This window comes from Neoaquamicrobium sediminum, assembly GCF_040970315.1.
GTDB lineage: Bacteria > Pseudomonadota > Alphaproteobacteria > Rhizobiales > Rhizobiaceae > Aerobium > Aerobium sediminum.
Window position 1 is genome coordinate 42,628 of sequence record NZ_JAZHFV010000011.1, and the last position, 14,366, is coordinate 56,993.

General features: G+C 60.2%; 14 protein-coding genes. 4 read left to right on the forward strand and 10 right to left on the reverse strand.

The window, feature by feature from the left end; all coding sequences use genetic code 11:
* Window positions 1-281: 281 nt before the first annotated feature.
* From ctaD to V1479_RS23540, 5 genes are all read right to left on the reverse strand, one after another.
* The gene (ctaD, locus tag V1479_RS23520) at window positions 282-2,852 is read right to left on the reverse strand and encodes a cytochrome c oxidase subunit I (protein ID WP_368805001.1); all 2,571 of its coding nucleotides are present in this window, start codon (window positions 2,850-2,852) and stop codon (window positions 282-284) included.
* Entirely contained in the window at window positions 2,849-3,919 is a 1,071-nt protein-coding gene (locus tag V1479_RS23525; protein WP_368805002.1) for a sodium:calcium antiporter, read from the reverse strand. The genes ctaD and V1479_RS23525 overlap by 4 nt, the downstream gene beginning before the upstream one ends.
* Before the next feature lie 3 nt (window positions 3,920-3,922).
* On the reverse strand, window positions 3,923-4,921 hold the full coding sequence (locus tag V1479_RS23530; RefSeq protein WP_368805003.1) for a cytochrome c oxidase subunit II: 999 nt from the start codon (window positions 4,919-4,921) through the stop codon (window positions 3,923-3,925).
* Window positions 4,918-5,991, reverse strand: coding sequence for a c-type cytochrome (locus V1479_RS23535; protein WP_368805004.1), 1,074 nt, complete (start codon window positions 5,989-5,991; stop codon window positions 4,918-4,920). The genes V1479_RS23530 and V1479_RS23535 overlap by 4 nt, the downstream gene beginning before the upstream one ends.
* Window positions 5,992-6,056: 65 nt before the next feature.
* Window positions 6,057-6,638, reverse strand: a complete 582-nt coding sequence (locus V1479_RS23540; protein ID WP_368805005.1) for a cytochrome c oxidase assembly protein — start codon at window positions 6,636-6,638, stop codon at window positions 6,057-6,059.
* Between the two features lie 185 nt (window positions 6,639-6,823).
* Between V1479_RS23540 and V1479_RS23545 the strand changes: the two genes are divergently transcribed.
* Window positions 6,824-9,145, forward strand: coding sequence for a membrane-bound PQQ-dependent dehydrogenase, glucose/quinate/shikimate family (locus V1479_RS23545; RefSeq protein WP_368805006.1), 2,322 nt, complete (start codon window positions 6,824-6,826; stop codon window positions 9,143-9,145).
* 53 nt (window positions 9,146-9,198) lie between these two features.
* On the opposite strand, the gene V1479_RS23550 is transcribed toward V1479_RS23545, so the two are convergent.
* Window positions 9,199-9,387 carry a hypothetical protein gene (locus tag V1479_RS23550; RefSeq protein WP_368805007.1) on the reverse strand — a complete coding sequence of 63 codons (189 nt, stop codon included), beginning with the start codon at window positions 9,385-9,387 and terminating at the stop codon, window positions 9,199-9,201.
* Between the two features lie 245 nt (window positions 9,388-9,632).
* On the reverse strand, window positions 9,633-9,908 hold the full coding sequence (locus tag V1479_RS23555; RefSeq protein ID WP_368805008.1) for a hypothetical protein: 276 nt from the start codon (window positions 9,906-9,908) through the stop codon (window positions 9,633-9,635).
* A 409-nt stretch (window positions 9,909-10,317) separates the two neighbouring features.
* Between V1479_RS23555 and V1479_RS23560 the strand changes: the two genes are divergently transcribed.
* The 3 genes from V1479_RS23560 (at window position 10,318) to V1479_RS23570 (ending at window position 12,040) form a co-directional block, all read left to right on the forward strand.
* The gene (locus tag V1479_RS23560) at window positions 10,318-11,289 is read left to right on the forward strand and encodes a YihY/virulence factor BrkB family protein (protein ID WP_368805009.1); all 972 of its coding nucleotides are present in this window, start codon (window positions 10,318-10,320) and stop codon (window positions 11,287-11,289) included.
* Window positions 11,290-11,465: 176 nt separating this feature from the next.
* Window positions 11,466-11,714, forward strand: a complete 249-nt coding sequence (locus V1479_RS23565) for a DUF982 domain-containing protein (RefSeq protein WP_368805010.1) — start codon at window positions 11,466-11,468, stop codon at window positions 11,712-11,714.
* A gap of 134 nt (window positions 11,715-11,848) precedes the next feature.
* The gene (locus V1479_RS23570; protein WP_368805011.1) at window positions 11,849-12,040 is read left to right on the forward strand and encodes a DUF982 domain-containing protein; all 192 of its coding nucleotides are present in this window, start codon (window positions 11,849-11,851) and stop codon (window positions 12,038-12,040) included.
* 122 nt (window positions 12,041-12,162) lie between these two features.
* On the opposite strand, the gene xth is transcribed toward V1479_RS23570, so the two are convergent.
* The 3 genes from xth to V1479_RS23585 form a co-directional block, all read right to left on the reverse strand.
* Window positions 12,163-12,936 carry an exodeoxyribonuclease III gene (xth, locus tag V1479_RS23575; protein WP_368805012.1) on the reverse strand — a complete coding sequence of 258 codons (774 nt, stop codon included), beginning with the start codon at window positions 12,934-12,936 and terminating at the stop codon, window positions 12,163-12,165.
* Window positions 12,933-13,568, reverse strand: a complete 636-nt coding sequence (locus tag V1479_RS23580) for an alpha/beta hydrolase family protein (protein ID WP_368805013.1) — start codon at window positions 13,566-13,568, stop codon at window positions 12,933-12,935. The genes xth and V1479_RS23580 overlap by 4 nt, the downstream gene beginning before the upstream one ends.
* 260 nt (window positions 13,569-13,828) lie before the next feature.
* A complete protein-coding gene (locus tag V1479_RS23585) occupies window positions 13,829-14,299 on the reverse strand; it encodes an Lrp/AsnC family transcriptional regulator (RefSeq protein WP_368805014.1) in 471 nt (156 codons plus the stop codon).
* Between the last annotated feature and the right edge of the window lie 67 nt (window positions 14,300-14,366).

Consider the following 14,366-nt stretch of genomic DNA (forward strand, 5'->3'; position numbering starts at 1 on the left):
CGTAATGATCGCGTTCGTGTCCGGCCTCTGCCGTTCCAGACCGGTTAACCGCGACACCTGGACAGGGGCAATGACGATTGGCGCGATTAATGCGACTGAAAAAACCGTCGCGGTACCGACAAGGATGGATGACGCATGCTCTTGCCCGCCCAGCCCGCATAGGAACGTGTGGCCCACATAGACGAGGGAAAATTGCAGTCCCCACACGATCAGGCCCCAAAGGAGGAATAGCATCGTTGAAATGGTCGACGGGCCTCGCCGAGGTGAGCGAAAATCTTGTGTCACGACATTACTCTCGGAAAGCCGTGGACCAGAAGAAGACCGAACAGCATCTGCAGCAGAGCGTACCCGAAAAGCAGCGCTACATTTTCATAACTGACCCGGCGGATGTTATCGAGACGCCCGGCCAAACATCGCACAGCGGCAACAGCAAGCATCATGACAAGAGCAAATGCGAGCTGCCCATCGAGCACACCGGCCATATAGACTATGGCTCCGTAGGCATTCTCAGTCGGGCGCAGACCGCTCTGCCAGTGGCCCCAGAGATTGGTAGCAACAGCTGCCACGAGGCAGACAGCCGTAAGAACGAACAGCAGCGGCGCGGCAACCCCGCGCTGGCCTGGTTCCGGCAGGAAGCTGTTGGCAGTCATAAGCGAGATACCACCGGCCAAAACAAGCCCTGCCGACGTCCATGGCCAGACGACACCGGGAAGCGATGGCGAGCCATCCGGGGCCCACACCTCGGGCGAGACCACCCAAAGATAGAGATAGGAAAAAACGTAGGCGAGATAGAGGGAACCGGCGACCAGAACGAGGACGACAGTCGCCCACCACGCGTGCGAGGAGGGCCCGCTCATATAGGTCGGCAGCTTGACGCCCGCCCCGATGTCGACCTCGCCTGCGCCCGGCCCCTTGTCCAGCCCCCAGGTCCAAACCAGCATCGCACCGATCGCGATGACGCTGCATATGACCGCCATCGTGACTGCCTTGATGGTGAGCAACAGGAAAAAGGCTGCGGTGAAGATCGCCGCAATCACATGCGCGAATCCCGGTCCCGGCATGCGGATAATATATTGCGGACGCCCCTCGATGGCGCTCGTCACGATCGTCTCGCGGCCGCCCGTCGGCGCGTTGGGCAGGAAGTGATGTCCCTTCTCCACCTCTTCAGGAAGATTGGGCTGGTCCCACAGTGGGTCGCGGCTGGTGACCAGGGGAATGCTGCGCGTTGAATAGACGTCGTTGGGAAGCCATTCGAGTGTGCTGGCGTCCCATGGGTTATCCGGTCCCGCAGACCCCGTGATGACAGGCCGGAAGCGCCTTGCCAGGTCCACAACGAAGAGCGCGACGCCTGCGGCAAATATGTAGGCCCCCACGGTGGAGATCATGTTGAGTGCGTCCCACCCGACATCGCCGGGATAGGTCCAGACGCGCCGTGGCATGCCTCGCAGGCCAGTAATGTGCATTGGGAAAAAGGTAACGTTGAAGCCGATGAACATCAGCCAGAAAACCCAACGCCCTACACGCTCGGAAAGCATGTTCCTGCTCACCATCGGAAGCCAGTAATAAAAGGTCGCAAACAACGGAAAGACCATCCCGCCGATCAGCACGTAGTGGAAATGGGCAACCACGAAGTAGGAGTCGTGCACCTGGAAATCGACTGGCACCAGCGCCACCATGATGCCGGTAAGCCCGCCGACAGTGAAAATGAACAGGAACCCGAGGACGAACAGCGAAGGCGGGTTGATTCGAAATCGCTCCTTGCTGGCCGCGATCGTCGCAATCCATGAAAACACCTGGATGCCGGACGGTATGGCAACCGCCATGCTTGCTGCCGAAAAGAAGGCGAGACTCAGCGACGGTATCCCCGTCGTGAACATGTGGTGAACCCAGAGGCCGAACGAGAAGAAGCCGGTGCCTATGAGGGCGACGACAATAAGGTCGTGCCCCACCAGCGGGCGGCGCGCCATAGTCGAGACAATCATCGAGACGAGGCCAGCGGCCGGCAGGAAGATGATATAGACCTCCGGGTGCCCGAAGAACCAGAATAGATGCTGCCACAGCAGTGGATCGCCGCCTTGGTCGGCTGAGAAAAAGGGCCAGCCAAATGACCGCTCGATTTCGAGGAGCATGGTGCCCAGGATGACGGCGGGAAAGGCGAAGATGATCATCGCCGCAAAAATGAGCATCGCCCAGGCGAAGATCGGCATCTTGGCCAGCGACATACCTGGCGGCCGGGTCTTAAGTGTGCCCACGACGATTTCCACGGCGCCGGCGATCGCCGATATTTCGATGAAACCAATGCCGAGCAGCCAGAAATCAGCGTTGTCGCCGGGCGAGAATTCCTTGAGTGTCAAAGGCGCGTACATGAACCAGCCGCCTTTTGGCGCCAGATCGTAAAATACGGTCGAGAAGAAGACGAGGCCACCCACGACATAGGCCCAGACGGCGAAGGCGGAGAGCCGCGGGAAGGGTAGGTCTCGCGCGGCAAGCATCTGAGGCAACAGCATCACGCCAAGCGCTTCGACCGCTGGCACGGCAAACAGGAACATCATCGTGGTGCCGTGTACGGTGAATATCTGATTGTAGAGGTCCTGACTGATCAGATCGTTTTCCGGCACGGCAAGCTGCGTGCGCATGACGAGCGCCAGCAAGCCGGCAAGAAGGAAAAACAGGAATGCAGTGCCGATATAAAAAATGCCGATGACGGTGTTGTTGACTGCTGTGATGACCTTCCAGCCCGTCGGCCGCGCCCAGATTGATAGCAACTCCTTGACCTCGCCATCCGGACGAGGCGCCGGATTGGGCAGATCGTATGCGGCAGGCGAACGCCCATTTGCTTGCGTATGGGTCATTGATCCGGTCTCAGCGTGTAGAGGATGGCGACGCCGACGGCATAGGTCAGCATTACGGCAATGGAATCGTAGCCCATGCGCAGGAACGAGCGGTCGCGCCGCTCCGACAGTCCGGCCAGAAATATGGCCGTCAGCGCGATGGCCAGCAATGCGCCAAAGACGGCGAAATCGTCCATCCGGTTGAGGATCACCTCCTCATTTGTATCGAGCAGGTCAACCACGAAGAGAAGTGCGACATTGATCAGGTTGGTTCCGAGAATGTCGGAGATCGCCATGGTGTAGAGACCACGCCGTGCCGCCGTAAGCGCCGTACTCAGTTCGGGCAGCGAAGTTGCCAGTGCCACGAGAACGAAACCGACAAAACTCTGCCCGAGGCCGCTTACCTGAGCGATGGCGTCGCCACTGCGGGCAAGCACAAAACCTGCGGCCAGTATCACAGCGGCAGTGGCGCCTGTTTTGATGAGCAGTGGACGCAAGCTGGCACTTTGGGCATCGTCGGTTACTGCATGTCTTTCATCGGCGTGGATCAGCCGTTCGTCGATGCCGCCGTTGCGCGCGGCAAGCCATGGCCGCTTGCCGCGCGCAACAGCCAGGCTCCATACCGCAGCCACATACAGAAAGAGGCAAGCCCAGGCCCATAGTCCAACACCGAATATGCCGACGTCACCGGCAACCATCGCCGCCGCCGCAACGGCCAGCAGAAGGACGTTCAGCGCGCCCTGGAGCATCACCGCAGGGTCCGGAACCACGGCGGTGAGCGCCTCGCGGCCAATCATCAGATCGACCACTGCAAGCAACGCGACCTGCAAGGCGATGCTGCCGAACAGATTGTTGACGGCAAGCTGGGCATCGCCGGCAATTGACGCGGTTGCGGTCACGCCGATTTCAGGCAGGGAAGTGACGCCGGCCAGAAGAATGATGCCGATCACCGCCTGCCCCAGCCCGGTTATGCGGCTGATCGCGTCGGCATAGCCGGTAAGACGGGCGCCGGCGAGCCAAACCGCTACCGCTGCGACCGCAAACAGCAGCATGTTCATGGGGAGGCCAAGCTGAACGAAATCAAGCATCGCCTATTCCAGACCGTCGAGATAAGCCACGATGGAGTCGAGTTCGGAATTGGAGAAGACGTCGTACTCCGGCATGAAATTATCGGGCTTGATGTGCTGGTTCTCTGTTAGCCAACGCCGAAACGACTGCGGATCGTTGGGCAGCCTCGCGGCGGCAAGCGAGTGCCTGCTGCCCACATGGGTGAGGTCCGGTCCGATCGTTCCGGCAGCCGGCGTGCCGCGGACAGCGTGGCAACCTCCGCACCCATGCTCCATGAACAGCTGCTGCCCTCTGCGCCTGACCGCATCTACCGGTTCGGTGGCGGGATCCGCCTCGGCTTCGAGCCATTGTCGGTAGGCGTCCGGCTCCATGGCGACTACATACATCGACATGAAAGCATGCGCGCCGCCGCAATACTCCGCACACTGGGCTCGGCTGATGCCGGGCTCAGTCGCTTCGATCGTCAGCGTGTTGGTCCGCCCGGGGATCATGTCGAGCTTGCCGGCGAGTTGCGGCGCCCAGAAGCTGTGAATGACATTGTCGGACTCGAGCCTGATGGCGATCTGGTGCCCGACCGGCAGACGCAGTTCGTTGGCGCTAACGATCTGCTTCCCGTCGGGGCCGTCATAAACCACCCTCCACCACCACTGCTCGCCGACAATGGTGATGCCCGGTCCTTCGGCGGACCGCGAGCGCGCCGAACCTGCCTGCATGACCAGGAGCCCGTAGGTCAGGAGACCGCTCAGGACAAAGACCGGCAGGAAGATCCCGAAACCGACGACGACCTTCTCCGACGTCAGGCGGCGACGCCAGCGTTCCGGCGCGAGAAGCGCGATTGCCATAAACGCGACGACCAACACCGTCACGGCGACCGCTATCCAGGTCACGGTCCAGAAGAGCGGCATGATCTCCTGCGCTTCGGCACCGCGGGCCTCGAAGACCGATTGCGGGCCGGAACATCCCGCAAGAAGCGCAACGCCGCCGGCGGAAAATCCGACGTTTGCGATCGCACGCTTCGTCATCGTGTCGGCTCCGCGTGCGCGGTCGCCTCGCTCGACGGTAATGCCATCTCGGCCGCGAGATAGGCAGAGACATCATCTATCTGCGCATCGGTCAGCTTTTGCGCAACGCTCTGCATAATTTGGCCATAAGCCGAGCCGCCGCGTGTCCCCTTCCGGAAGAGACGAAGCTGTGTGGCCAGATATGTCTTTGACAACCCTGCCACCGAAGGGAAGGTGGGGGCTGATGCCCCGCCGTGGCAGCTCGAGCAGGCCGGCACGTTCTGCCGCGGGATACCTTGCATGGCGATCTGCTTCCCACGCTCGCGCGCACTGGCGGACCCCTCTTCGGGCGTTTCCCGCCCATGCGGCTGCCTGGCCATTCCCGCGAAACGACCGGAGAGATCGACGATCTGCTCGCTCGACAGCGCGGCCGCCAGAGGCTCCATCATGCCGCTCTGGCGCAAGTCGAGCGCATACTCTTCGAGAGCACGGCGAAGATAGGCCGGCTTCTGGCCGTTCAAAGAGGGCACGATTGCCGAGACCGGGGGGGTAGCGTCATCGCCGTGACAGGTGATGCACTGCGCGAAGAGCTCATCGTCGGCAACTTCCAGCGTGAAGCCGGACCGGGAACCTGCAGAGCCTGCAAGTTCATTGTAGCGTTGCTCCGACATGCCCGGCAACTCACGCAGGAAGGCGACAACCGCCCAGACCTCGTCATCCCGTCCGTCGCCGGCCCATTGCGGCATGCCCGTAAATTTCAGTCCGTGTCGAACGATCCAGAAAAGTTCATCCTGTTCCCAATCGTCCACCTTTGCGCCCAGCGGCGGGGCGGACGGATACATTCCTGCGACGATCGGGTTCTGGCGAGACCCGGGCGCTGCATGGCAGGGCTGGCAGCCATTGGCGAAGTGGCGCGCTCCAAGCCGTACCAGGTCAGCATCATCAAGGTTTGGGACTTTGACGAACGCGCTATGGGTGTCGATCGAGCGCCGGAGCGTCAGTTTGATCAGCTTGTTGGTAATGTCGAAATGGCGTACCGAGGCTGCAACGTTGTAGGCGCCCGAGAGGACAAAGGCGGCGCCGAGTGCCAACCCTCCCGCAACGATCATCATCGCGCCGAGTGCGACAGCCCGGCGACGTGGCAGAAGGATCGCCATCAGCGCAACTCCGGGTGCGGATGCCAGCCATTGGTCAATCCTGCGGACTGGAGCCACCGTTTGGCAGCAACGATTGCGGCGCCGACAAAAACTGCGGGACATGCAACAAGCATGAGCAGGCCGGCGAGCTGCTGGTCGACCAACGGAGCGGGCTGGGTGCCGAAACAGGATTGCAAGAGTGCTAACTGCCAGTAGATGGCGCGCGGCGAAAAGGTGAGCAGCACGCCGAGCAGGCAGAAGAGCTTGCCGGTGACAAGGAGCGCCGCCATCGAGGACCATTCACCCTGTCTGATACTGCGGATGACCGCTGCCCAGAACCAGAACGCCACCGCAAAGAGCGAACCATGCATTGTCAACATCAAGGATGGGCTCTGCAGTGCCGCTCCGAGCATTGCCGGGATATGCCAAATCCAGAGCAGGGCAGTCTGAAGGCCAGTCGCAAGAGCGAGACCGCCCCCTCCCCCTCCGGCCAGCCGAACAGCGAACTGCGGAACCGCTAGTACCACAAAGGGCGCAAGCACATTCATGGCCGTGATATGCGCGACCATATGCTGCGACAACATCCCCTCGAAAATCGCCATAGATCAATAACAAGCGTTGGAACCCTATGTTCCATTCGACTGTCGCAGAAGGGATAGCTATCGCAAAACGGCCTTCCAATATCCCACTGTCAGCTGGAGACGGGGGCTATGGTTGGACTTGGGAACTATGGTTAGACTTGGGAACAAAGTGCCTCGCCGCCAATTAGGCGCTGAGGAGGTTCTCCATGACGACCGTGCTCGCAATCGTTCTTCTGCTGCTGGGATTTCTCGTTGGCGGGGGCGGAATCTGGCTCATCGCACTAGGAGGGTCGTGGTACTACCTGCTTGCCGGGGCCGGCTTTGCCTTTACGGGTTTCGCCCTTTGGCTGCGTAATCCGGTCGCTCTCTATGTCTACGCAGCCCTCGTCCTGGGATCGCTTTTCTGGGCTCTCTACGAAGTTGGAATGGACTGGTGGGCGCTGGCGCCCCGTGGTGGGCTGATCGTTGTGCTTGGCATCATCCTGCTGGGGTTGCTCATCGGCAGGCGGCCTCGGAGTGTGGCTGGCGCGTGGAGATGGGGCGGTGCGACGCTGGGCGCGACTTTGGTTGCAACGATCGCGGTCGCTGTCTTTGCGATGCTTGGCGAGTCCCACACCATCAAGGGGCAGGTGGCGGAAGCTGGGGAGATTTCCTTGCCCCCCAGCGAGGCAAGCGCGCCGCCCGAACAATGGGTCGCCTACGGGCGAACAAGCGGTGGAAGTCACTATTCGCCTCTCGCAGCGATAACGCCGGCAAATGTCGGGCAGTTGGAGGAGGCCTGGGTCTACCGAACAGGCGACGTCCGCGATCCGGAAGTCGACCCCGAGGAAACGACCTATGAAGTAACGCCGACCATGGTGGACGGCTTGCTCTACCTGTGCACGCCACACCACATCGCAATCGCCCTCGATCCTGTCAGTGGCGAGGAACGATGGCGGTATGACGCCACCGTCGGCCACAGTCAAATGCGGCAGCACCAGACGTGTCGCGGCCTCACTCACTACCGTGTGGAGGCAAGTGCCGATGCAGTCTGCTCCAGCCGCATCCTCCTGCCGACGGCGGATGCCCGCCTGATCGCGCTGGACGCGAAAACGGGATCAGAATGCGTGGGTTTCGGCCAGGACGGTGCGGTCGACCTGAGTGCCAACATGCCCCATTTCTACGCTGGATCATATTATTCCACATCCCCGCCGGTCGTGGCGGACGGGTTGGTTGTCATCGGCGGTGCAGTCAACGACAACGTCTCGACCACGGAGCCATCCGGTGTCATCAGGGCATATGACACTGAAACCGGCGAACTCGTCTGGAACTTCGACAGCGGTAATCCCGAACAGACCGAACCGTTGGCTCAGGGCGAGACTTACGTCGGCAACTCGCCCAACGCCTGGTCCATGCTATCGGTCGATGAGGAACTGGGGATCGTCTATGCCCCGATGGGCAACGCTCCGCCGGACCAGTATGGCGGCGACCGGACCGAGGAAACGGAACGGTTCTCCTCTTCCGTTACCGCACTCGATCTTGGGACCGGCGAGGTGCGCTGGGTGCGCCAGCTCGTCCACCACGATTTGTGGGACATGGATACACCCTCTCAACCGCAGCTCGTTGATATCCGGCGCGACGGCGAGGTCGTGCCGGCTCTGGTGCAGGCCACTAAGCAGGGTGACATATATGTGCTCGACCGGCGGTCCGGCGAACCGCTGCTGCCGGTCACTGAGGAGCGAGCGCCACAAGGTGCGGTCGAAGGCGATTTTACCGCCCCCACCCAACCGCGCTCGGCGATGAGTTTCGCGCCCGAGCCGCTACGCGAGAGCGATATGTGGGGAGCGACCATGCTCGATCAGCTCTATTGCCGCATCCGCTACCGCGAACTCAATTACGAAGGCCGATATACGCCCCCCTCGGTCAACGGCACCATCGTGTATCCGGGTAATTTCGGGACCTTCAACTGGGGCGGGGTGGCCGTCGATCCTGTACGCCAGGTGGTCATCGCCAATCCGGTCTACCTGGCTTTCATCGTCAAGCTGATTCCTCGTGCGGACGACACAACCAGCTATGTCTCGGAACAAAAACCGGGCTTCAACGAGAACTACGGAGCCCCCTACGCTGCCGAAATGCGCCCTTTCTGGTCGCCGATCGGCCTTCCTTGCCAGCGACCGCCATGGGGTTATGTCGCTGCTGCAAGCCTGGAGGACGGCAATGTCGTTTGGCAGCATCGTAACGGTACCGTTCGAGATCTGTCGCCCTTGCCGCTGCCGTTCGAAATGGGCGTCCCTGCAATAGGCGGCCCGATTGTCACCGCGGGTGGCGTCGCTTTCCACAGCGGCACACTGGACTATTACGTCCGCGCATTCGACGTGACCACAGGCGCCACGCTCTGGCAGGACCGTCTTCCGGCCGGCGGACAGGCAACGCCAATGACCTACGAGGGAGCGGACGGGCGGCAATATCTCGTCGTAGTGGCAGGGGGGCACGGCTCGACAGGGACGAAGCCTGGTGACCATGTAATCGCGTATGCTTTGCCGGAGTAGCGCACTGGAACCGAACCGATCTGGCAGCGCGCCACCTAAGACAGGGGGTGCGCTCAACTATCGCGCTTAAGCAGCGCGAACAGGGCTACCGCTCCAAGCACAGCGATCTGAGCCAGGCGCTCGGCGACCTGCCTTCGCGAGGTCGGCGCCTCCGGCCCGACAGAGGCCAGCCAAATCGCTGCTGCTGCGAATAGGATGGTCACAGCAAGCGTGGCGGAAACGGCGAAATCAAACTGCGTCATTTCTTGATCTCCAGCAATTTATCTGGAGGCCATGATGCACCGAGGCTAATCGGGGGTGGATAAGTAAGTAGCAAATGGCGAGCGATCCATGGCGTTTCGCCGCAAATCCCAAGCAAGCTTGTTGCGTGACAACGCCGCCCACCAGAGCCCTGCCACGCACCGCAATAATTCGACGTTTACGGTATGGAAACGATGGCCGGCGGATCCTGTCTACGCTTCGCCCAAGGCAGAGATAGCGCGTTCAGCTACTGTCTCCGCCAGCTCGTTCCAGTTTCGCTGGCGCTCAGCAGTGACAACGCCTCCCCGATGGGATCCTTGACGTCGTGCATGTTGCAGAAGTCGACTGCATTGATTTGGATGAGACACAGGAACGTCTCGACCAGCTCCTGAGCTGCAGCAGGATCAGCCAGCCGCTCGGCGGCCGCTTCGATCAACCGGCGCGCATGCCCTATATCGATTGCCACATCCGCCAGAAGCAACGCTCGTAGCTGCACGACAGCCGCTCTCGCATCTGCTGACATAGGGTCCCTCGCAAGTCGCCGATCCCAATCATGTCGCAGAACGCAGGTAGATTGGCAATCCGCCCAGACACCGCGGAAGCGGCGCGTCCTCGGTCCTCCGGAGCAGGTACTCGCCTAATCACCCGCCTCGGCGGACGCCTGCCATGACGCGCGAGCGAGCGTAACGTTCCTCACTCAAGCCGGACAATAGACGTAAAAGTGAAAACGCCGAAAACAGCGACCAACACATCAGACCAACGCCGTGCCCGAATGCCCGAATTCGGGCCTCTCTTGGTTCATTCAATTGCTGTTGCGACACAATTCCTGCCGGACGCAGGCAAGCAGCAACGGGCTCGACCGTCGCCGGAGGGAACACCGGGCATCGATGAGGGTTCTTTAGGCAGACGCGAAGATATCGGGAGGGTGTCAAATGGCTGCGGCGCAGAGTCTCCACGGTGGCGATCGGGGACGATCAGCTGCATCGCCTTCCGATATGCCGGCCGGTGGATGGTGGTCGGTCATCAAGAGGGTCTATGCGGAGATCATCGATGATCGCGTCATGCTCACCGCTGCAGGAGTCACATATTACCTTCTATTGGCCCTGTTTCCTGCCTTGGCCGCATTCGTCTCCTTGTACGGGTTCGTGGCCGATCCAACCACGATCGCGGACCACATCTCTTTCTTGGGCGGCCTGCTTCCGTCCGGCGGCGTAGAGATTATCGAGAGCCAATTAGACGCATTGTCACGGCAGGATACGGATGCCTTGAGCTTCGGATTCGCCCTGGGACTGCTAATTGCGATCTGGAGCGCGAACAGCGGCGTCAAAGCGATTTTTGACGCGATGAACGTGGTCTATGAAGAAGCCGAGAAACGCAGCTTCTTGACGTATAATCTCATGGCCCTCGCATTTACTATGGGAGGCTTGATGGTCGGCATCCTGTTCCTCATCACTGTCGGCATCGTCCCCGTCTTGCTGGCAGCTCTCAGACTGGAAGACTGGGCAGAAATTCTCGTCCGCTGGTTGCGCTGGCCAGTTCTATTGTCGGCTGTGGCCTTGGCTATATCAGCCATCTATCGGTGGGCCCCCAGCCGCGCTGGAGCCAAATGGCGCTGGATTACCTGGGGTTCAGCTGCTGCCACAATCGTTTGGGTCGCAACCTCCGTCTTATTCTCTTGGTATCTTGAGAATTTTGCGAACTATAACGCCACATACGGCTCGTTAGGTGCGGTTATGGGCTTGATGGTATGGACGTGGATTTCGGTCACCATTTTGCTGATCGGAGCCGAGATCAACGCGGAACTCGAACACCAGACCTCAAAAGACACTACAACGGGGCCCGCCCGCCCCATGGGAATGCGCGGAGCGGAAATGGCGGATAAGGTCGTTCCGCCAAAGCTCTGAAGCTATTTCGCGGACTAGCGTAACGGCTGACGCGGCGGGAAAGAACATACACCATCCAAGGGCGCAGATGCCGTGCTCTGGCGATCGGCTCGTTCCATCGATCGATCATTCCGCGGGTGCGGGCGCAACCGTTCCCGAGGGGTTGCGTTGATGCAAATGCAACCGGAGAGCCTGTGATGAAGGATTGGTGGGATGAGCCCGTTCGCGTGGTGATCAGTGACCGCGGCATCCGCAACGTGGAGCGGTTGGAAAAGGCTGCAGAGATGCTTCTTGGCGAGTGGCCGGAACAGAATGGCCCTGCCTACGCTAATGCCAAAGAAGCGCTGTCCAAGGCGCTCCAGGACCCCTCTAGTGACAGCGCTCGCGCAGCGGCGCGTATGGCCTTCGCCGCCGCTGCGGATGAAGCGGGGATACTTCGTGAGTGACATTAGGAGAGCAGCTGGAACTATTTGCTGCTTTCACGGTTTAGAAGCGCTGTCGCGCTCGCGGCACCCGCAAAAAAAAGACGTCACAACAAGAAGGGCTTCAATATGCGCAACGACGCTTATATCTGGAGGAAGTGCCCAAGCTCCTCCGCGACGAGGTCTATCACGCCACCTGCGATGCTTGTCGCGATGCCCTGACCGAACGTTGCTCTCCACAGGAAGCCCATGACGTCTTCGTCGCCTACGCGCGTCGGCGAGGCGTATTGCTTGATGAGCCGCTTGCAAATGCGCCGCTGCCTTCCCGAGGCGAACGGCTTCCCACCTGATTTCGTCCGGTATCCATTGACCATGCGCTGCGCTGCATGTCGTGTCGGCGTAGCGCGACCATTCCATCCCGCCTCCAGTTTCACCCATGTTCTCGCGTGAACCGCTCCGTCAGGTCTTCTAGCTAGTCCGCCAGGGTGAGCCAGGCTGGTGCATGATCACTGGCGCCTTCAAATCCTCTGACCTCACGGTCGACGCCCGCTCCTGCCAGCCTCTCGCGAAGATTGGGGCTGACCAACAGATGGTCGAGACGCAGGCCAGCATCACGTTGCCATCGCAGACGTTTGTAATGCCAGAAGGTGTAGATCCGCTCGCGCGGATGAAATTGCCGCACCGCGTCGGTCCATGTCCGTCCAATGAGGCGCTTGAATGCTGCACGACTTTGCGGATGCACGAGCGCATCGTTATCCCAAGATCTGGTCGGATAGATATCGAGGTCGGTCGGGGCAACGTTGAAGTCCCCGGCGAGCACGATGGGCGCTCCCGTCTTGCGGAGAGCTGTGGCTCGCCTGTGCAGTCGTGCCATCCAGGCCAGCTTGTAATCGAACTTGGCGCCCGGCTGCGGATTTCCGTTCGGCGCGTAGATTGACGCGACCAGCACACCGGCGACTGCCGCCTCGATGTAACGTGCCTGTTGGTCGGACGGGTCGTCTGGAAGTCCTCTACGTGTAAGTATAGGCTGACCAATGCGCGAGAGGATGGCGACACCGTTCCAGCTACGCTGCCCCAACCACACAGAGTCGTACCCCCGGGCCGCGATTTGAGTCTCGGGAAAGGCCGTATGCTCAGCCTTTAATTCTTGCAGACACACTATGTCGGGGCGGGTGGCTTCCAACCACACCAGCAAATTGGAAAGGCGACGGTTGATGCCGTTGATGTTGAAAGTTGCGATCTTCACCGGCCGATACGCCGCTGGACCCAGTCCTGAGCTGTCCGAGCAAGAGTTTCAAGATGATCTGCTGGCGAAAAGCCGGAGAGCTTCCTGCGTGGCTTGAGGTCATGGTCGCCATCTTCGAGCCAAAGGATCTCGATCTGATCCGCCAGCCTGTAGCTTTCCACCTCCCCGCGGGTGCCAAACTGATCGCGTGTGCCCTGGCAGATGAGCGCAGGCGTTCTCAATTCCTCAAGATGCGCGGTACGAAGCTCATGCGGTTTAGAGGGTGGATGAAAAGGATAGCCAAGGCACAGGAGGCCGGCCACCTCCCCCTTGTCGTATAGTTCGTCAGCGACCATCGATGCTACGCGACCTCCCATCGACTTGCCGCCAATTACGAGCGGGTTGCGGCAATTCAATTCCGCTACGGCGAGACGATAGTTTGCTTTCAAAAGTTCCGCTTTCGGTGGAGGTTTGCGGCCACCGCTGCGTCGGGCCGCCATATAATCGAACTCAAAACGCACTATCCGAAAGCCAGCGCCCGACAAAGCATCGGTGACGGCATCCATCGCGGTCGAGTCCATCGGTGCCCCCGCGCCGTGCGCGAGCATTATGGTGACCAGCGCGTCCTCACTCCCGTCAATCAAAAACCGCATCGACCGTTCGCGTTTGCTTTGCTCATTTGCTGACTGATTGCATGCCAAGTTGCGGCCGAGGGGCCATCACAATCAGCGTTCCGGTTGTTAAAAACCCTTTCACGCCTAACGCCGCCACTCTACCCAGTGGCCGGAGGTGAGAGAAGTGTTTGATCATTCGTCATCGGAAACCCGAGTACACCAGCAGCGTCCCTTGTCGATACCAAGGCGAACTTGCATTCGGCGGTGAATGAATTGGATGCCTTCAGCCTCACATATGTTCACTGGATCGGGAGGACTTCCGAACGTTTCACCTGACCAAGAGCGAAACTCGTCTCGATCGAGGCGATGTTATCTAGGCGTGTCAGCTTGTCCTTGATGAAGCGTTCATAGGCAGCCAGATCCGCTGCAACAATGCGCATGAGATAGTCGCGCTGGCCCGTCATCAAATAGCAATCCAACACCTCCGGCCAACGCGAGACCGCGTCTTCGAAACGATCGAGATCTTCCTCACGTTGGCGTTCGAGCTTGATCGAGGCAAAGGCATTGATCGGCAGGCCGACCTGTTCCTGGTCGACAATCGCCGTGTAGCCCTTGATGGTCCCGCCTCGTTCCAGCAAACGGATGCGCCGGGCACAAGGTGACGCGGATAACCCAACCTCGTCTGCAAGCTCGCTCAACGAGATTTTCGCATCAAGCTGCAGTGCCCGGAGAATTCTCCGATCGATATCGTCAATTTTCTGATTTGGCACAATTCACCATCCTGCTGCCGGAAACGTTCGCCTCCTGCTAATCGCAGCGGTTGGGGAACGCAAATAT

Coding starts and splice junctions, on each gene's coding strand:
- ctaD (WP_368805001.1), bottom strand. CDS start 2,852: ATGACCCATACGCAAGCAAATGGGCGTTCGCCTGCCGCATACGATCTG.
- V1479_RS23525 (WP_368805002.1), bottom strand. CDS start 3,919: ATGCTTGATTTCGTTCAGCTTGGCCTCCCCATGAACATGCTGCTGTTT.
- V1479_RS23530 (WP_368805003.1), bottom strand. CDS start 4,921: ATGACGAAGCGTGCGATCGCAAACGTCGGATTTTCCGCCGGCGGCGTT.
- V1479_RS23540 (WP_368805005.1), bottom strand. CDS start 6,638: ATGGCGATTTTCGAGGGGATGTTGTCGCAGCATATGGTCGCGCATATC.
- V1479_RS23545 (WP_368805006.1), top strand. CDS start 6,824: ATGACGACCGTGCTCGCAATCGTTCTTCTGCTGCTGGGATTTCTCGTT.
- V1479_RS23550 (WP_368805007.1), bottom strand. CDS start 9,387: ATGACGCAGTTTGATTTCGCCGTTTCCGCCACGCTTGCTGTGACCATC.
- V1479_RS23555 (WP_368805008.1), bottom strand. CDS start 9,908: ATGTCAGCAGATGCGAGAGCGGCTGTCGTGCAGCTACGAGCGTTGCTT.
- V1479_RS23560 (WP_368805009.1), top strand. CDS start 10,318: ATGGCTGCGGCGCAGAGTCTCCACGGTGGCGATCGGGGACGATCAGCT.
- V1479_RS23565 (WP_368805010.1), top strand. CDS start 11,466: ATGAAGGATTGGTGGGATGAGCCCGTTCGCGTGGTGATCAGTGACCGC.
- V1479_RS23580 (WP_368805013.1), bottom strand. CDS start 13,568: ATGCGGTTTTTGATTGACGGGAGTGAGGACGCGCTGGTCACCATAATG.